Genomic DNA, 20,227 nt, shown 5'->3' on the forward strand with positions numbered 1-20,227 from the left:
AAAAAATAATAGTAGTATTAATGGTTTCTTTGTCAGCTTCACAGGTTCAGGCTCAGGTCGGAATCAGTAAGCCAAATGTTACGAACGGATCTGTGTCATTGGAGTTTGCCGATACGGAAAACAAAGGACTTATTCTTCCTTATGTTATCGATAAATCGGGGATCACAGAAAACGGAACTGTTATCTATGATACAACGGACCATAAGGTAAAATACCTGAAAGACAACGCATGGTTTGATCTGAGTGTAGATACTACCGGAGCGGCAGACTTAAGCATTCAGGGTAATGATAAGACAGAACAGCCGGGAGCTAAAGTTTCCATTTATACAACAGGAAATACAGATGCTACAGCAGGAATACTGGTGCTTGGAGATACCAATAAAGCAATGGTATTACCAAAAGTAGCAAGCCCGCATCTTAATATCATCAATCCCAGTGCGGGAATGATGGTATATGATACTACAAAAAGACAGCTGGCTGTATATAACGGTACGGTCTGGTCTTTCTGGAAACCATAAACCCCCAAGGGAAAAGGGAGGCTGAAAAACGCCTTCCTTCTTCCCCTTTTTTTATAAAAAACAAAACACACAAGCATTATGAAAGTAGAATTATTACCGGCTTTTGCCCGGCTATCATTATATATACTCAAGACAGAATATATAGTATAGCATAATCATTTTGGGAAACATTTCTTTTGTTGAGAATGTATTATAAGCAAAAAGCATATCACCCTTTCTCAACCCTTTTTTTCTTCCGACTATAATCGGTCACTATTTCCCAACATTAAAATAGAAAAGATACCTGGATGTATTAGCTCGCTAAATCATACCAAGACAATTATATAAAAAATACCCGATACATTTCAGAATCAGGTGAGTTGCCCCGAAACTGAATGCTATTAGGTTACTAAACATCCTTTTAATAATTAAAAAAAACAATGAAGAAACAATGAAAAAAATTATGATGATTTTATGGGCTTCCGGAAGCGTACTGTATACACAGGCTCAGGTCGCCATTGGCAAACCCAATGTTACCAACAGCTCGGTATCGCTGGAATTTGCCAGTACGGAAAATAAGGGACTTATACTTCCTTATAATATTAATAAAAGTGCGATCACGGAAAACGGAACAATGATCTATGACACGACAGATCATAAGGTGAAATACCTGAAAGACAATGCCTGGTTTGATCTGAGTGTAGACACTACAGGAACAGCGGATCTGAGTATCCAGGGAAGTGATAAGACGGAACAGCCCGGAGCTAAAGTTTCCATTTATACTACAGGAAACACAGATTCTACAGCGGGAATATTGGTTTTAGGTGATACGAACAGAGCAATGGTATTACCAAAAGTAGCAAGCCCGCATCTTAATATCATCAATCCGAGTCCCGGAATGATGGTGTATGATACTACAAAAAGACAATTAGCTGTATATAATGGTACGGTTTGGTCTTTTTGGAAGCCTTAGCGAGTAAATATCTTGATAAAAATAACACACAAAAAAAATTAAGATGTTTATAAATGATAAACAAATAAGTAAAAAAAATTTAAACCTAATGATATGATGAAAAATCTGATAGTAATCTTACTATTTTTCACAGGAAATCTCTTGATTTTCTCACAGTCCTGTTCGGTCAATGCCGGAGGTAATGCTACCATATGTGGTACAAGTACTACCCTGCAGGCTACTACCACAGGAACAACTTCCGGTACGCCTACATGGTCTATTGTTTCGAAACCTTCGGGTGCACCGGATCCTGTATTCAGCAATCCGAATGCTTACAACCCAAATGTTACAGGAATCACTTATCCCGGTAACTATGTATTCATGATTACCCAGCAATGTTCTACAGGCACAGTAACATCGCAGGTAACGGTAACGGCACCGGGTGCAACCACCGGATTTACCGCAGGACCCGATATTACAGGGATATCTGCAATAACGGGAGTGGCTAATCTTAGTGCTACTATTCCTGATGGGTATACCCCTTCATGGACGTATTATCACATGCAAACTTACGAGGCTAACGGTAATATGGTTACCACTAATGCCACGATGAGCGGTACCACAACAGCAACTCCGACGTTAACGCTTACCAATAAAGCAAATCATACCATAGATCCTGCTTACCGTGTTGTTTTAAGAATTACTTCTGTGAATAACCCTTCATGCTGGTATGAGGATGATGCAATCGTTAGGTTTATCCCAAATCCGGATATGATATTTCCGGCTACTTACAGTCAGTGTGTAAGTCCGGGAAGTACTGGTGCTTCGTTTTTTTATGATCCTAATGGCACTTCACCGAAATTTTCAACAGTAACTACCAATTCATCAGCTAATCCTTCTTTTGGGACAACAGTTACCATGACGGTGGTAAGCCAACCAGCCGGAGGAAATATTCAATACTCCCGTATGGATAACGGTAGACTTTACTTTTCAGGAATTAACGCTATAGGTCCTTATGTATTTGATCTTACCATTTCAAATACCTTAGGAACTTTTACCAAAAGACTTACCTATAACTTTAATGGCTTTCAGCCCGGCTTGTTAGATTTTACAGATCCGGCATATCCTAATCAGATGGAGGTTTTCAGTAATACTGGTAGTGCAGGAGTACTATATTGTAATAGAGTGGGTACTACAACTCCTATTACTTTTTACTATAAAATTAATCCGGCAGATCCGCCTACTACCATAACTGCAGTAACATCCTCAGGAGTACTTCCCGGAGGAGTGGCAGTATCGTCTATAGTAGAAACCGGTGCAGGAACGATGGATAGAACTGCTACGCTTACACCGCCATCTGGAGGATGGAGGGCAGGAACGTACAGATTTGACGTTCGTGCTACTGCAGCGGGTGGTTGTAACAGGGCGCCTTTTTTTTATGTTCATATTTCAGATAATGCCCGTACTCCTGTTAATGTAGATAATATTACGGTATGTTATCCGGGCTCAGGAGTAGTGTCAGCAACAGTACCATTACCTACAAGATATCAAACAACAGCAGCTAACCCAAGTTATCTTCAGGATCTGGGTGGAAGATATGATTTTACCTTGGTTTCAGCTCCTGCAGGGGCGGCTACTCCTACTTATGAGGTTGCTGCTAATAGATCAATTACCAGTACCTCTACAGTAATCAGTAATCTTAATAAACCGGGAGAGTATGTTTTCAAAATAAAAGCAACGGGTACTGGTGGTCCTGAACTATTTTTGAATGCAGAATACGCATGCGCCGGAACTTCATTAGAGGATACCTTCTCTGTTTTTGTTACAGCACAAGTGGGGGCCAATGCAGGATCAGATCAAAATATCGTTACGGCAAGCACTACTACAGCTATGCTTAACGGAAACAACGCAGGAACTTCTACCGGCACATGGTCTTTGGTATCAAAACCGGCAGGTGCTCCAGATCCTGTAATTGTAACTCCATCAGCATATAATACCAACGTTACGGGAATGAATACCGTAGGTGCTTATACTTTCAGATGGACCATTGCTACTGGTACCTGTACAAGTTTTGATGATACCATCGTAAATGTAAATGCTGCATCACCTGCAGGTGTTCAGAATGGATTATCATACTGGTACAGAGCAGATGTAAATACTACCAATACAGGAGCAGGAACAGATGTAACGGGATGGACAGATGTATGGAACGGAACTACCGTTGCACAGTTGGGAACCAATGCCTTACCAAAATATGTGGTAGGAACATCTTCTTACTTCAACTTTAATCCGGGAATTAATTTTACGGTTGGAACGCAAACCTTAGGAAATAACACTGTACGTACATTAACGAGTTTAAATTATGATGTCTTTACCTTTACTAAAGAGGGATTGGCTTCAGGTGGATCGAACCCAAGACTATTCAGTGTAGGTATGGATAATACCACAACCGGGGCTGCCAACTGGGATGCTTTCGGTATTTTCCCGAACACCAATCAATTAGAAAGAAGACCTTATGGGGCAGGTACACAATTTCTTGGGGTAAACCCGGTATTTAGTACTACCATTCCAAGTATCATGTATTTCAGAAATACCAATACAAATACTGCGAAAGGATTAAATGGTTCAGCCATGAATACTGCAGTTGCTTTTACAGCTGTAAACGCTCAATTTGGAGGACATATTTTCGGAAATACTCTTTTTTCAAGTAATGGTAGTGATAATGCCGGATTTATTGGAAATATAGGCGAAACGATCATCTATGGCGCAGGCGCTTTGTCAGACACAGAGCGTAGAAGAGTAGATTCTTATCTTGCGATTAAATATGGTATTACTTTAGGACAGGTAAATACAAATCATTACTTAGATGCTGATGCTGCCATCGTATGGAACGGTGCTGCCAATACAACTTATAACAATAATATCTTTGGTGTTGCAAGAGAAGACATCGGTGTTTTCCATCAAAAGGTATCAAAAAGCGTGAACGCCGGAGCGATACTTACCGTTGCAACAATTAATGATTTTGTTAATCCTAACCTTGCAGCAGCACGTACCGGATTGGCTAATGACAAAACCTATTTCCTATTAGGAGATAATACGAATGTAGCCACGTCACCTGTGGATGTTACAGTAGGTGCAAACGCTTATAAAAGAATCCAGAGAGTATGGATGGCACAAGAGAAAGATGCTGATGCAGGAGCTTTGTTCTTTGAGACAGATCTTACAATCTACAACAGCGGATCATATAATACTACACAAAATATGGTAATGCTGGTAGCAGACGATGCAGCCTTCACAACTAATGTAACGGTGGTGAATCCTACCTCCAACAATGCTTCAAAATGGGTATATAACCAAAATGTAGCAGATGGTAAATTCATCACATTTGCGAAATCTTTCCCTGCCGATATACAGGTCAATAAGGTAGGTCCTTTGTCTGCACAGACAGGAAGTACGATCAGCTACACCATCCGCGTAACTAACAACGGACCTGGCAATGCTACCAATGTAATTGTAAAAGACCCTGCTGTTGCTAATTTTACAGCTACAGGTATTACCTGTGCCGCCGGTGCGGGGACTCTAGGTTCCGCACAGTGTCCAGCATCTGTAACTTTGGCAGAATTACAGGGAGCAGCAGGTCTTACCATTCCAAGTTTACCGGAAGGCAGTGGGGTCACCTTTACCGTAACCGGAACAGCAGGTAGTACAGTGGGAGCAGTAATTACTAACACGGCAACCGCAGAATATGCTAATGATAATAATACGGCAAATAACAGCTCTACGGTAAATACTACCTTATATGGTTGTACAGGAGCAGAATCTACTTACACTATAGATGGGAATGCTACCTTGGCAGCTAATACCATAGCCGTAAACGGCGGTACGATAAACCTTGTTTATAAGCTTACCAGCGGTACAGCCGTGCCGGGAATTGGCAACCAGTTTACAGTACCTGTGCAGTACAGCGACCTGAACAACCAGTATGGCACAGACAACCAATGGGAGGGGCTTGCCTTATTTGATACTGGACTAGAAAAATTAGTTACCATCCTGCCTAAAACCTCAGCAGGTACGGGAAGATTGTACAACAGCCTGCCGGCAAACAACAGCACCACCGAAACGCTGATGCCGCCCAATAACGGTACGGATATGATTTTCACGACCAAAATTGCAAACGGTGCCCTCGATCCCTTAGGTAAATTTACGATTACCATTGGGAATTTCCCGGCTGCACCCGCGGGATATGTGGTAAAAGCAAGCAGATTCGGGATGTATTCGAATGGTAATAATGTATCCAATGGTACCAACAATCTTTCCGGCTACTGGCTGAAACCCCTGGCACAGACATCTACCCTTGATGCTGCTTTTGTCACTATTCCCGGCATTGCTTTTATGCTGGGCGACACCTATGTATGGCGTTATTCGGCTTTTTCCAATGGAAGCTCCTTTGCAGCTAATACCAGCAACTATGGTGTACATTTCCAGACGAACTTCATTACCTTCGCTAGCATATGTAATCCGGTCTGCTACAAACCTGCAGCAATAGCAAGTGCGGGTAATCCTGCATTGCCGGGTAAAGTAGGCATTACTTCTCTTACCAGAGCGGGGACAAATGGAGACAACTGGCCTGCAATCCGTACAGGAGGATGGATGGTACTGGAATCTAAAACCAAAGGCTTTGTACCCAACAGAGTAGCATTCTCAGCAGGAAATCCTGTAGGTATTGCACCGGCGAATTTTGTAGAAGGGATGATGGTGTATGATACGACCAATAAATGTATGAAAATGTATACTTCACAAGATGGAGGAACTACTTTCGGATGGTATTGTATAAGTACACAAACCTGCCCGGATTAGTTTTAATTGATATTTAAACAAAGGGGGTTGTTTAGGAATTTTCCTTTTCAGCCCCTTTTTTTCCTAATTAAAGTTTTTAACAACAATTAATATTGATAATTCAGATACAATAAAATTATTACAGAATATACAGGAGAGCAAGAATCTCAAATTTAATAACTAAAACAAAAATCTAAAAAATCATGCCAATCTTACACAAAATCAAGGCTTATCTATATGATAACCTTCTTACAAAAGACAATCCGAACGACTTTATCGCACGTACAGTAAGCGAGCGATCATTGAATGTAAAACAAATCTGCGAATCTGCAGCCAACCGTGGTGGTGCAGATGTGTCTGCCGCTGCAATGGAACACGCTACAGAACTTTTTCTGAAAGAAATGGCTTACCAGCTTTGTGATGGCTATTCTATAAACACAGGATATTTTACGGCGAGCACACAGATCCGCGGTGTATTTGATAGTCCTACGGAAACATTCAACAAGGATAAACACAGCATATTGTTCAGATTCAACCAGGGAGAAAAGCTGAGATCGGAGATTCCTAATATAGAAGTAAACATTATAGGAGTTGCCGATGCATCTTCCGCTATTCTTCAGGTAGCCGACGTGAAGAACGGTACCATCAATGATATTCTGACACCCGGAAGAAACCTTAAGATCTCAGGAACAAAAATTAAGGTATTCGGTGATGATGCTGCCAACGGAATTTATTTCGTAGAAACAGCCACGCGGACAAAAACATTGGTAGAGTCCGGAGATATTGTTACCAATAATCCGTCTGAGCTCATTATTGTAATTCCTGATTTGGCATCCGGAACCTATACTATAGAGATTGTAACCCAATATACAGGAGGAACAATACAGCTAAAAGAACCCGTATAGCAGAGTTTGAAAAACCGCTTACGGTACAATAGCACAAGTGAACCACCTTCACTCGCTCGAGTTAAGGTGTCTCTATAACGCTGTCGAGGTGACCTCGTTCGCCCGATAGAGTAAAACCCATGAAAATCAATCATTTTTTAATAAAACGACGGCTAGAATAAAAACATAAAAACAGCATATATGAAAAATACTTTACGATTAACAGCGGTAGCTTTTTCCTTTCTGATGACAAAAGTATCGGGTCAGATCGGGATCAATACACCAACCCCTCACGCCAGTGCCAGTATCGAACTGGGATCGAACAACAAAGCACTCTACCTTAATAGGGTTACCAATACATCTGCAATAGCTAATCCTCAGGTGGGGATGGTTATTTATGACATCGCAAACAATTGTATAAAAGCCTATCAAGGTGCTCCTGCACTATGGTCTGATTGTTTTAGTGCAGATTCTACGGGCGCAGTGACGGCTATCAACTGTGCTGCAGCTTATTTTACACCTGCTTTTGCAACGGTAGGTCAGGCTTACACAGGAACATTAACTGTTCCATATACCGGAGGTAATGGTGGAATTTACGCACCACAAAGCTTTATACAGAACGGTCTTACTTTTACACTTCCTACAGGTGTTTTTGCTAATGGAGATGGTAATGTCGTCTTCAATATCACAGGAACACCTGCTACCGCAGGAACGACTGCCGTGAGTATGGGTTTTGGCGGGAAATCGTGCTCCGGAGTCAATGCGATTTCGTTAACGGTAAATCCTGCAGCGGGTAATCCTGTGAATGTATTGCCGGGAACTGTTACGCTGGCACAAAGCAGCCGCTATTGGACAGCCTCTATATACGACAACGATTATCTGCCTTATACAAAGCCTACAGCTCCCGCAAACACCTCTGTAATAAATGCAGATGGAACAGCAGATCTTTTGGTGGATATACAGGGTAGCATCACAACTACAGGGATTACAGTATATATACCGGCTACGGTTACAGGAAGTGGCGGGACTGTTGCAGCATGGAGCTATACGGTCACGGTTCCGGCAAACCTTACACAGGATGGCATATCCAGACAGGTACAATTATCCTGGGCTGCACAGTCTCTTACAACCGCAAATACAGCTCTTGTGGCTACTATAAAAGCTATTGGCGGGACTTTGAATGCTAAGAAACTAGACATCAATGCAGGGATAGGGAATGATTACCTGGGATTGTTATTAGGAACTTTCCAATATCCATACAACCAGGCAGGAGCATTCACTACTTATGAATTGCGCGATATACCGGGTATACCGGACAGGATGTTTGGGCAGATAGACAATGCCGGCAAATACGAGCACAACTTCCTTTACCTGCCGGTACAGGCAGAAGACGGTAAAATATGGCTGAATAATAATCTTGGAGCAAATTATGCCAATCTGGATCACCCGTCATTTAACCTTACCCAGCAGGCAACAAGCACCACGGATATAAATGCTATGGGATCTCTCTTGCAGTGGGGTAGAAAAGCCGATGGGCATGAACTTATGGAAAGATCTATTAATGGAACAAGTACAGGGACTTTTAAATATGGATATGTATATGGACAAGCAGCAAGCTGGAATCCGACTCATCCTTATTCTATATTTTCAGCACCTACTTACCTTCCTGCTGAGTGGACATCGATCACCGTACCTCCCAAAGCTAACAGATGGCTGGCTTCTTCACCCAACAACCCTTGTCCTCAAGGTTTCAAAGTGCCAATAGGAGCCGAATGGCAGGCTGTGATTACTGCTTCCGGCAGTGGCGGAATATATTCATCAACCAAAAAGTTAAGGCTAACTAATGCCGGAGAAAGTGATAGAACCGGGGATACGTTTAATTCAACTGTTCCTGTCTATTCGGCAGCGGATGGTTATGTTGCCGCAAATAATGGTACAAATACTTTGATGAATAGTACCGTGAACCCAGGTAATACGGGCAATGCTGAAATAGACAGAGGTAAATCTGTACGCTGCATTCAGGAGTAATAAATATTATTTCATAAAGAGATAAGAGAATTATATAAGATACCAAACCTTGCCGGGGCTTTATGCTCCGGGAGGTTTAAAAAAAACAATATATGAAATACATAATAGTAAAAAAAATAACCACGGGTATGGCTCTTATATTGGGAATTATATCCTACAGCCAGGTGGGTGTAGATACCAATACACCCAACACCAATGCCGATCTGGATCTTGCCGCTTCCAATAAAGCACTTTATCTGAATAGAGTCGCTAATACTGGTGCGATTGCTGATCCCCAACCCGGGATGATGATCTATGATCTTACGGACCAATGTGTAAAAGGATATCAGGGATCTCCTGCGGCATGGACGGGGTGTTTCAGAAATAGTGCAAGTGCCAAAACAGCCCAACTTATAACAGTAGGATATACAAAAGACGGATGGGATTTTGTGAATAACAATAATTTACTGATCAGTCAACTGGATTCTGCGTTGAAGTATGATCTCGCGGAAAAACTAAAGAAAACGAAAAGTTTTACCCTGTCAGATATAAATGTGGACTTGTCTAATACAGATTTATCTGCGATTGACTTTAAAGGTAAATACGATGTTATTATTTCAGGCAAAGACAGGTTATCTCCCGATGATGCTGTGAAGATGAACGCCTATATAGACGCAGGAGGAATTGTTGTTAGCGCTGCGAAGGCGGATGCTAATACAAAGAGATATACTTTACAGCATGTTCAGAAAATAAGAACATTAGATAATTCTATAAAAACTAAATAGAAAACTTTCTTTAATGAATTAATAAATCAAAAGACTCAGATAATTTATAACAGTTTTTTAACAATTAAATTTTAACACTAATGAAAAAATTTACATTACTAGCAGGAGCGCTTATCTTAGTAAGTGCAACAGTTTCAGCTCAGGTCGGAGTAAATACTTCTACTCCGAAAACAACGATGGATGTAAGTGCCAAACGTGATACAGGAGGTAACATCATAGATAATACCCAGATATTTGGATTGCAGGCTCCACGTCTTACGCGTGCTGAGCTTACAACTAATACTGCAACGTATGCAGCGGACCAGAGTGGTGCTTTGATTTATATTACTGATATATCAGGAGGTAATACATCGGGGCAAAGAGTGAACATCAATGCTGTAGGATATTATTTCTTTAATGGAAACCTGTGGCAAAAAGTAGTTTCAGATAATATCTATAATGCCAACGGTTTGCTTACAAATGCACGCACATTGGACACCAACGGCTTCAACCTGACTTTTACAGGCACGAAAATGAAAACTTATTGGGACTCTGACGGAACACTAATGCAGCAAGGTTTAGCTTCTTCCCCTTCAAAATATGCCAATATGATCTTATTCGCACCCGACAATAATAGTAATGGCATCAATTCCCGTCTGGATTTTCAGATATATCCTGAAAGCTATGCTCAGATCATTGCAGGTGATGATGCTACAGGTTTGGCATTGAGCACCAATCAAACAACCATTTCTGCTCCCATAACTTTCTCAACAAATACAGGAGCCAACGCTTTGGCAACAGAAAAAATGCGTATCACTGGAGAAGGTAATGTTGGGATAACGACTACCAATCCTCAGGTAACTCTGGATGTTGCGGGAACTCCGGCAACTGCTACTATTCTGGATGGTATAAGAGCGCCAAGGTTAACGGGAAGCCAGATGAGAGCTAAAACGTATACAACCAGCCAATTGGCTGCAATAGTGTATGCAACTGCGGCTGATACGGCTCCTGCAGGGCAGACTATTAACGTTACTTCTGCAGGATATTATTATTTTGATGGAACCGCATGGCAGAGAATGAAAGTAAATGATGTGAATATTTATAATAATAATGGGGCTTTAACAAGCGGGAGAACCTTAAGTAATAATGGATTTTCCCTTACGTTTACAGGAACTAGTCAAAGTTCTATTTGGGACTCTAGCGGAGGATTTAATCAAAGAGGATTTGCAAGCGGCAAAAGATCAAGTATTATTATAGCATCGGATGATAATAATAGTGACGGAGCAAACTCTAGTCTTCAACTGTTTCAAGATCCGGAAAGTGTAAGTCAAATAATAGCAACAAGTGATTCACGTGGATTTTATTTAGGTACTAGTTATACCACAACTAGTACCCCTCTTGTATTTACGACAAGTGCTGGTTCAAGTGCTGTCGGTACTGAAAGAATGAGAATAACAGGAGAAGGAAATGTTGCTATTAATACATCTCCTCCTACTGAAAGATTGGATGTAAATGGAAATACCCGCTTAAGAGTTCTTCCTTTAAACGGAACATCCAATGCAATTTATACTCAAAGTGGTGGGACTGCTTCTGCAACTCAAAACCAGACCTTTACCGCTACGAGAACAGTGGTTGCAGATGCTAATGGTGTTTTGGGATATGTTACGGGACTTCCACAGACGGCAGGATCAGGAAGTGGTACTATAAACATCGGGGAAACCGTATCAAGAGTCTACTCTCTTCCGGCTGCGACAGCTAATACTAGTACTTTTAACCTAAAAACTTATGTTACTGCAAACAGCTTACAGGCATTGCCTCAATTGGATGGTCTGGAAATGAACTTACAGGGCGTAAACTCGACTTACTATGATCCGAGAGTATATAATATTGCAACCGGAACACAGCTGGTAAGTTATCAGACTTTTGCCACTCAGGTAAATGAAAACGAAACTTCTCTTAATAACAGTTTAACATCGGGAAGCTTTGTTCAGGTTGATGCCAACAATATTGTATTCTGGACGAATTCTAATGCAGAAGTAATAACAACAAATCTTCAGGTGCAGGTAGATGCTACAACGTACAGATGGTACGAATTCAAATGGTGGTGTATGGAAGTGGGAACCGAAAAGAAAATTTTTCTTTCTGTGACAAGAAAAGGATAATGGTAATAAATCTTAAAACATAAATAATAATTTAAAGCCTGCCGATTTGGGCAGGCTTTTTTATTGAAAAAATCTAATTTCATATTTGCAATGCTTACTTTATAATTGAAAAATTCCTGCTCTTTTCTTCGAGTGTCCTTCGACAATCCTTCGGAAAAAATCCCATTTTTCCGAAGCCGACCCGAAGAAGACCCGAACATGATCCGAAGAAATGGGTTTTAATACCGGTCAAAACCGGTCAAAAGGCGTCAAAACCAGTCATAGTTTTCACAGGTGATTGGAAATGAGAATTTCCGTTATACCTTCGTTGTAGTAACAGTTGAAAATCAATAAAAATGAGAGAAAATAGAATTAGAACTTTCAGAACAGTAGAATTCCGGAAATAATGAAAATAAATATTGATGAATTATTAAAAAATTAATCCCAATCCGAAGCAATAAATTTCATTGAATTTTCATGATCATCACTCAATGTAAGAAAATGTCCTTCAATTTTATAATTGGTCATATTTTTAAAACTTTTAGAAAAATCATCTTCCAGTTTCATATTTTGGCAAGCCATTAATGTCGATCCAATTCCTGAAATTTTTACTTTACCATCTTTTTTAAATTCAGAAGTAAAGAACATTTTATTGCATCCCATAAAAGCACCTCCTTTAATTTTTCCGTTTTCATTAGATGAGGTAAGATCAATTTTAGCATGAGTTTTAATTAAATCTTCTTTAGTATAGTTTCCAAAAGAAACCAACATCCACTCCCTTTGAATCTGAAAATTTCTAACAGGAATTGAAGAACAGTTTATCATAAAACTTACACATAAAACAGTAAAAACTGCAAGCATTATCTTTTTCATAACTCGCTATAATCCATTTTCATACCATTGGAGGACAGAATAGCATAAAATTTAGTAAATTAGCGACACAAAAATTATTTTATAAAATGAAAAGAATATTACTACTATTCACTTTCCTTTTAAGTTTTGCTCAAATGAGGGCAGATGAAGGAATGTGGCTGTTAATGCTCGTAAAAAGACTTAATGGTGTAGATATGCAAAAAGAAGGTTTGCATCTTACACCGGAAGAAATTTATTCTGTGAACAACTCAAGTTTAAAAGATGCGATCGTAAGCTTCGGAGGTTTTTGTACAGGAGAGATTGTTTCTAGTCAAGGTCTTATTTTTACAAACCACCACTGTGGTTATGGTGCTGTAGCTGCTGCTTCTACACCGGAAAAAGACTATCTGAAAAACGGATTCTGGGCAATGAAGCAAAAAGACGAATTCAATGCAAAAGATCTTTATGTAAGATTTTTGGTAAGAATGGATGATGCTACGCAAAGAATCAATTCAAAACTAAATAACAATATGTCCGCTGCAGAGAGAAAAGCTGTGATCGACGCTGAAACAAAAGCGATCCAGTCTGAAAACTCTGAAAACGGAAAATATACTGTAGTAGTAAGAGATTTCTTCAATGGAAATGAATTCTACTATTTCGTTTACCAAGATTATAAAGACATCAGATTGGTTGGAGCTCCGCCTTCAGCATTAGGAAAATTTGGTGGTGATACAGATAACTGGGAGTGGCCAAGACACACTGCAGATTTTACAGTTTTCAGAGTATATGCTGATGCTGCCGGAAATCCTGCTGAATTTGCGCCAACAAACGTTCCTTTGAAGCCTAAACATTTCTTACCTGTTTCTCTTAAAGGAGTAAAACCTGGAGATTTCTCAATGATCTTGGGATACCCTGGAAGAACAAACCGTTACCTGACTTCTTACGGAATTCAGCAAATGGTTAACAAAGATTACCCGGCTTGGGTTGAAGCTTCTAAATTAGCAATGGATGTTATGAAGAAGTACATGGATAAGGATAAAGGTACTCAGCTTAACTATGCTTCTCAGTATGCTTCTGTAGCAAACTACTGGAAAAACAGACAGGGAACAATCGATGCTGTTATCAAAAACGGAACTATTACGGAGAAACAGGCTGTTGAAGAAAAATTCAAAACTTGGGCTGTACAACCAGCAAATGTTACTGAAAATGAAACAGTTTTAGAAGATATCGGAATTTACTACAAACAAACTTCTGACAGAAATGTTGAGAGAATGTATATGACTCAGCTTTCAAGAAACTCTAAATATTTCACACTTGCATTACAGGTAGGAAGTGTTCTTAAAGCTTACGCAGAGCAGGATATGAAAGGCAGATTAGCTATGAAGCCAAAAGTAGACGCAGCTTTGAAAACAGCATATGAAAACATCAACATTAAACTTGAAGGTGAAATGATGAATTCTATGGTAAACCTTTATCAGACAAAAGTAAATAAAGACGTTGCTTCTGAAACAGTAATGGGATTAGATTCTAAAAACCTTTCTAATATTGCATATTCTTCAATTTTTGCAAACAAAACTTCTGCGACAAACTTTGTGTTGAACCCGGATCGTTTGAAATTGGATGCAGATCCGCTTTGGAAAATCGCAAACGGAATTGTTGCTGATCAAAAAGCTTCAGCAGAAAGATTCGTGAAAATCGATGATAATTTTGCTAAAAACAACAGATTATTCTTAGCTGGATTAATGAAAGCTATGCCAGAGAAAAAATTCTATCCGGATGCAAACTCTACCATGAGATTAACTTACGGAACGGTAGATAAATTGCCTATCAGAACAGACAGAAACTATTTCGGTGTTACGGATAACTATTATACAGACATGGCTGGTCTTGTAGGAAAATACAAGAAAAATGACGAAGAGTTTGATCTTCCGCAAAGAGTTATCGACCTTTATAATTTGAAAGATTTCGGTCAATATGCTGATGCAAAAGGTTATATGCCGGTAAACTTCTTATCAAACAACGATATTACAGGAGGTAATTCTGGTTCTCCGGTAATCGATGCAGACGGAAACCTTATCGGTATCGCATTCGACGGAAACAGTGAAGCATTAAGCGGTGACATCGTTTTCGAAAAAGAATGGCAAAAAACAATCAACGTAGATGTTCGTTTCGTTCTTTGGACAATCGACAAATACGCTGGAGCAAGAAGATTGATCGACGAATTGCAATTAGTAAAAGACGAAAATACTCCTGCAGATACAAAAACAAAAATGCCTAAAGCAACTCCGGCTAAAAAAGCAAAATAATCTTTATTGATATATTTTAATAACCGTGAAAGTTTTCTTTCGCGGTTTTTTTTGTTTAATTTTTATTATTTTAACAACCTTAAAACATTTCACAAAACAGTATGAAAAGTAAAATATTCCTGAGTTTTCTGACATTCTTATTATTATTAAATTGTAAAAAAGAACCTGATAATAAGGTAAAGGAGAAAAACGATTCTTTACTACAAATCGATTCAAAGAAAGATAGTTTAAACATAAATAAAATATCAAAGAAGATATATCCAAAACCTTTTACTGAAGATAGTTTAGCATTAGAAAATGTCTTAGTAAATGGAAGTGATATCCTGCTTCCTCAATCAAAATTTGAAAAGCTTTATCCGAAAATGGATTCCGTAAAAACAGAATTATGGGAATGCGGAAGCGCTTTTGAATGGCTTGATAAAGAATGGCTGGAAAAAACCTATGGAAAAGACCTGGCAAATTTTGATGGAAAAATAACGACTTTCTATGTAAACAATGCCGAATTTAATTCGGATAAACATTTTGTTCTTTTTAACGGAGCTCAATCTGACAGGAATGATTTCGAAATCAAAACACATCATATTATACTTAATAAAAATACAACGCTCGATGAATTCCAAAAGCTTTTTCCAAAACTGAAAAAAGAAGAAACCGATCGTAAAAATGTTGTAAGTTTTAGAATTCCTGTTTCAAAAAATGAGGATGATTCTTTCATATTTTATTTTAAAGACGGAAAGCTTGAGAGTTTTAATGTATGGTGGTTACTTTGTTAATTTAAAAAAAATGAAAACAGAATCTATTCAATTCAAAGCAATTATTAAACAAAACGGAGACATGAATGCCGCTTTTGTTGAATTTCCTTTTTCTACGGAAGTATTATTTAATAAAAAAGGTCAGGTAAAGATCAAGGCAACTTTTGATGATAAAGTTGAATATCGCGGAAGCTTAACTAAAATGAAATCCGAGTGTCATATTTTAGGTTTAACTCAGGAAATAAGAAAGCAGTTGGGAAAAACTTTCGGAGATGAGGTTTCGGTTTCTTTAATTGAAGATAAAGAAGAAAGAATTGTTGAAATTGCAGATGATATTAATTTAATTTTTAATGAGAATCAGGATGCAAAAATTCTATTTGACAAGATGAGTTATACTCATAGAAAGGAATATATTCGTTGGATCGAGGAGGCAAAAAAACCGGAAACCAGAGAAAACAGAAAAGTAAAAATGATCCAGATGATTTTGGACGGAAAGAAAGGAATTTAACCAAGGTCAAATCTCTAAACTTACCGTAAGAAATTGATTAACACCACCATTGATAACTGTAACTGAATCTTCATTATGATGAACAATTACCCCTAAATCATTCATAATTTCTTTAAAATAACCCGTTTCAGTATTGGTTGAAACCACATTTTTTTGCCATGAGAATTGAGCAAATTGTCCATTATTATTTTGAATCATTAATGTTCCGAAAGTATTTTCAAGATCGGATATTTTAATTTCCGCTACCGAACTTTCATTGGGCGCAAAATCTTTAGATAATAGATTAATTGAAGTTGATTTCTTTTCTATTGAACTAATTTCCATTATTTCGTCGGTTGTTTTCATTTAAATATTTTGATTTAGGTTATACTTAATTTTATTATTGCAAACATCACTCTTTGCAACGACAAAACTTGTCGTATTTTCAATAATTGGATAATAAAAATTTCGGGGCAACGAGGTTGCCCCGAAATCATGCAAAAATTAATAATTAAAAAATTATATTTAAATGAAATATTAGAAGAAGGAGATCAATGAATTTTTATTATTTGGAAAATCGGATGATGTTTTAATTTGAAATCATTATTATTAAAAACAAACTAAGCATTCCAGAATTCCCGATCCAGACTTCTATATTGTATCGCTTCAGAAACGTGATGAGAAAGAATCTTTTCAGATTCTTCGAGATCTGCAATCGTTCTTGCCACTTTTAGAATTCTGTCATAAGCTCTTGCTGAAAGATTAAGCTTCTCCATTGCTAATTTGATGAGGTTGAATGATGTAGAATCCAGTTCACAAAATTTTTCACTTTCTCTAGGTCCGATTTGAGCATTATAGCTGATTTTTAAATCTTTATATCGCTCCCGTTGAATCTCACGAGCCGTTAAAACACGTTTTCTGATATCTTCACTTTTTTCACCCTTCCGTTTTTCTGCCAGTTGTTCAAATTCAACTTTTTGAACTTCAATATGGATATCAATTCTGTCTAGAAGTGGTCCTGAAAGTTTATTCATATACCGCTGCATTTCATAAGCTGAAGAAGTATTATTAGGATCATCAGGAAAAAAACCGCTCGGACTTGGATTCATCGAAGCGACCAGCATAAAACTTGCAGGATAATTTACTGTAAATCTTGCTCTGGAAATCGTAACTTCACGATCTTCTAATGGTTGTCGCATGACCTCCAAAACTGTTCTTTTGAATTCCGGCATTTCATCCAAAAATAAAACACCATTATGAGCCAGAGAAATTTCTCCGGGTTGCGGATAACCGCCGCCGCCGACAAGCGCGACGTCAGAAATCGTGTGATGAGGTGCCCTGAAAGGCCTTACAGTCATTAATGATGTTTCTGTTCCCATCTTTCCGGCAACAGAATGAATCTTGGTTGTTTCTAATGCTTCTTTCAAACTTAAAGGTGGTAAAATACTAGGAACTCTTTTGGCCAGCATTGTTTTCCCGCTTCCGGGCGGTCCTATCAAAATAATATTGTGTCCTCCGGCTGCAGCAACTTCCATTGCCCTTTTTGCAGCTTCCTGTCCTTTAACTTCCGAAAAATCGAATGGAAAATCATTAATTTTTTCCTGAAACTCTTTTCGGGTATCAATTTCAACTTTTTGAAGTGGCTTTCCTTCATTAAAAAAGTCAATTACTTCTTTGATATTTTCAGCAGCAAACACATCAAGACTATTCACGATTGCCGCCTCACGTGTATTTTGTTTTGGTAAAATTATTCCTTTAAAACCTTCTTCACGAGCCTGAATCGCAATAGGTAGAACTCCTTTGATCGGCTGTAACGTCCCATCAAGAGAAAGCTCCCCCATAATAATATAATCCTGAATATTTTCGGCAAGGATTTGATCCGAAGCAGCAAGAATTCCTATAGCAATACTCAAATCGTAGGCGGCTCCTTCTTTTCTAAGATCTGCAGGAGCCATATTAATCGTAATTTTTTTGCCCGGGATTTTATAACCGACATTTTTCAAAGCGGCAGAAATTCTATAACTGCTTTCTTTAATAGCATTATCAGGAAGCCCTACCAAATGATAGCCAACCCCGCCTGTATCTATATTCACTTCTATTGTAATAGTCTGTGCTGCAACTCCATAAATTGCGCTGCCATAAACTTTAATCAGCATTGTTTGCGTTTTGTGGTAAATGTAGAAAAATTTTAATTAATCATCTTGTTATTAAAATTAATCAAAAAAGACAAAAATGAAAATGAAATTCATAAATCTTTCCATCAAGAATGTACATTTACATTAGAAATTAAAAATGTAAGAAAAAAATTATTTGATAATAAAAAAATCCCAATCAATAAAAATATAAAAGGCTGTCTCATTTCTGAAACAGCCCTTTTATTTACCAATTATATATTGTTAAAACTCTATATCAACTTCTAATTTCTCTGCCAAAAGCTTTGAAATTTTTTCTTTTAAAGGCTCAATATCAATATTCTGCATCGCATCGTTTGCGAATGCGTATAACAATAAAGCCTGAGCTTCTTTTTTAGAAATACCTCTTGCTCTTAAGTAGAACATGGCGTCTTCATTCAACTGTCCAACAGTACAACCGTGAGAGCACTTCACATCGTCTGCAAAAATCTCCAATTGAGGTTTAGTATCAATCTTAGCACCTTCGCTTAATAAAACGTTGTTGTTTTGCTGATAAGCATTCGTTTTCTGAGCCAATTTATCTACAAAAACTTTTCCGTTGAAAACTCCGTGAGAATTTCCGTTGAAAATACCTTTATAATTCTGATAACTTTCACAGTTCGGCTGATTGTGATGAACTGCGGTGTGGTGATCTACCAACTGATCTTTTCCGATAATTGTAATTCCGTTCATGAATGAATTGATATTCGATCCGTTTTGAATGAAATCTAAGTTATTTCTTACCAATTTACCTCCGAAAGAGAAAGTATTGACAGTCGTTAAACTGTCTTTTTCCTGTTTTGCGAAAGTATTATCAATTAAGTAAGAAGTATCATTATCATTCTGAACTTTATGCCAATCTGCTTTTGCATTTGGATATGTGAAAATTTCCGTCACAGAATTTGTCAACACATACGTGCTGTCAAAATTGTGGTGACTTTCAATGATTTCCACTTTTGCGCCTTCATCTACGATTAATAAATTTCTCGTATTGTAGAAAGTATTTTCTTCCTGGTTTTGAGAAATATAGAAAACGTGAATAGGTTTTTCAATCACAACATTTTTTGGAACTTTCAAGAAAAAACCATACTTGCAGTAAGCCTGATTTAAATTTGTGAAAGCAGATTTATCTGAAGCAATTGTATTAAAATATTTCTCAAAAATATCTCTGTGCTTCTCATCATTCAAAGCATAGTTGAACGAAAGAAACTCAACATTTTCAATCGAAACTTTTGATAATTCTTTGCGAAGTTTGCCGTTCACAAAAGTAATCCAGTCAAAATTTTCTTCACCAAGATGCAATTCATCCAACTGTTCTTTGGTGATATTGTGATTTTCTTTTGGGAAAAAGTTATATCCTTTTTCGGTAATCTCCTTTAGGTTGGTATATTTATATTCTTCGTCTTTTTTTGTCGGAAAACCAAGTTTTTCAAATCTTTGAAGAGCAGCTTTTCTATCATCATCCAGAAATCTGTGACGAAGACTCTCCAAAAACTCACCGTGATTTTCTATAATTTGTTCTTTTAATGCCATTACTGGTATATCTGTGGTTTGCACCATTTTTTTCTTTTTATTTGG

The 20,227-nt window shown here is 38.1% G+C and carries 14 protein-coding genes; 10 read left to right on the top strand and 4 right to left on the bottom strand.

Translation table 11 applies throughout. The features are described from left to right. The 7 genes from ABD940_RS18015 to ABD940_RS18045 all read left to right on the top strand — a co-directional run. Positions 1–518: hypothetical protein (locus ABD940_RS18015; RefSeq protein WP_345207058.1), on the top strand; the 518-nt coding region annotated here is incomplete at its 5' end. A 430-nt stretch (positions 519–948) separates the two neighbouring features. Next, positions 949–1,470 carry a hypothetical protein gene (locus ABD940_RS18020; RefSeq protein WP_345207060.1) on the top strand — a complete coding sequence of 174 codons (522 nt, stop codon included), beginning with the start codon at positions 949–951 and terminating at the stop codon, positions 1,468–1,470. A 93-nt stretch (positions 1,471–1,563) separates the two neighbouring features. Continuing rightward, positions 1,564–6,306 carry a DUF8202 domain-containing protein gene (locus ABD940_RS18025; protein WP_345207062.1) on the top strand — a complete coding sequence of 1,581 codons (4,743 nt, stop codon included), beginning with the start codon at positions 1,564–1,566 and terminating at the stop codon, positions 6,304–6,306. 182 nt (positions 6,307–6,488) lie between these two features. Further along, positions 6,489–7,190 carry a DNA-binding domain-containing protein gene (locus tag ABD940_RS18030; RefSeq protein ID WP_345207064.1) on the top strand — a complete coding sequence of 234 codons (702 nt, stop codon included), beginning with the start codon at positions 6,489–6,491 and terminating at the stop codon, positions 7,188–7,190. Positions 7,191–7,415: 225 nt separating this feature from the next. After that, a complete protein-coding gene (locus ABD940_RS18035) occupies positions 7,416–9,197 on the top strand; it encodes a hypothetical protein (RefSeq protein ID WP_345207066.1) in 1,782 nt (593 codons plus the stop codon). A 92-nt stretch (positions 9,198–9,289) separates the two neighbouring features. Beyond that, positions 9,290–9,961 (top strand): hypothetical protein, encoded by a 672-nt coding sequence (locus ABD940_RS18040; RefSeq protein WP_345207068.1) that lies wholly within the window; start codon positions 9,290–9,292, stop codon positions 9,959–9,961. An 80-nt stretch (positions 9,962–10,041) separates the two neighbouring features. Continuing rightward, positions 10,042–12,102: a hypothetical protein gene (locus ABD940_RS18045; protein WP_345207070.1), complete on the top strand. Its 2,061-nt coding sequence runs from the start codon at positions 10,042–10,044 to the stop codon at positions 12,100–12,102. 417 nt (positions 12,103–12,519) lie between these two features. On the opposite strand, the gene ABD940_RS18050 is transcribed toward ABD940_RS18045, so the two are convergent. After that, positions 12,520–12,954, bottom strand: a complete 435-nt coding sequence (locus ABD940_RS18050; RefSeq protein ID WP_345207072.1) for an META domain-containing protein — start codon at positions 12,952–12,954, stop codon at positions 12,520–12,522. A gap of 86 nt (positions 12,955–13,040) precedes the next feature. Between ABD940_RS18050 and ABD940_RS18055 the strand changes: the two genes are divergently transcribed. The 3 genes from ABD940_RS18055 to ABD940_RS18065 all read left to right on the top strand — a co-directional run bounded on the left by ABD940_RS18055 (position 13,041) and on the right by ABD940_RS18065 (position 16,499). Beyond that, entirely contained in the window at positions 13,041–15,239 is a 2,199-nt protein-coding gene (locus ABD940_RS18055; protein ID WP_345207074.1) for a S46 family peptidase, read from the top strand. A gap of 101 nt (positions 15,240–15,340) precedes the next feature. Beyond that, a complete protein-coding gene (locus tag ABD940_RS18060; RefSeq protein ID WP_345207076.1) occupies positions 15,341–16,012 on the top strand; it encodes a hypothetical protein in 672 nt (223 codons plus the stop codon). Between the two features lie 10 nt (positions 16,013–16,022). After that, positions 16,023–16,499 carry a DUF1905 domain-containing protein gene (locus tag ABD940_RS18065; protein WP_345207078.1) on the top strand — a complete coding sequence of 159 codons (477 nt, stop codon included), beginning with the start codon at positions 16,023–16,025 and terminating at the stop codon, positions 16,497–16,499. A gap of 6 nt (positions 16,500–16,505) precedes the next feature. Here the strand turns inward: ABD940_RS18065 and ABD940_RS18070 are convergent, their stop codons facing one another. The 3 genes from ABD940_RS18070 to sufD form a co-directional block, all read right to left on the bottom strand. Beyond that, complete coding sequence (locus ABD940_RS18070; protein ID WP_345207080.1) at positions 16,506–16,844, bottom strand: hypothetical protein; 339 nt, start codon at positions 16,842–16,844, stop codon at positions 16,506–16,508. A 254-nt stretch (positions 16,845–17,098) separates the two neighbouring features. After that, on the bottom strand, positions 17,099–18,634 hold the full coding sequence (locus ABD940_RS18075) for a YifB family Mg chelatase-like AAA ATPase (protein WP_345207082.1): 1,536 nt from the start codon (positions 18,632–18,634) through the stop codon (positions 17,099–17,101). A 240-nt stretch (positions 18,635–18,874) separates the two neighbouring features. Beyond that, complete coding sequence (sufD, locus tag ABD940_RS18080) at positions 18,875–20,182, bottom strand: Fe-S cluster assembly protein SufD (protein WP_345207084.1); 1,308 nt, start codon at positions 20,180–20,182, stop codon at positions 18,875–18,877. Between the last annotated feature and the right edge of the window lie 45 nt (positions 20,183–20,227).

Source organism: Chryseobacterium ginsengisoli (assembly GCF_039542325.1).
Taxonomy (GTDB): Bacteria; Bacteroidota; Bacteroidia; order Flavobacteriales; family Weeksellaceae; genus Chryseobacterium; species Chryseobacterium ginsengisoli.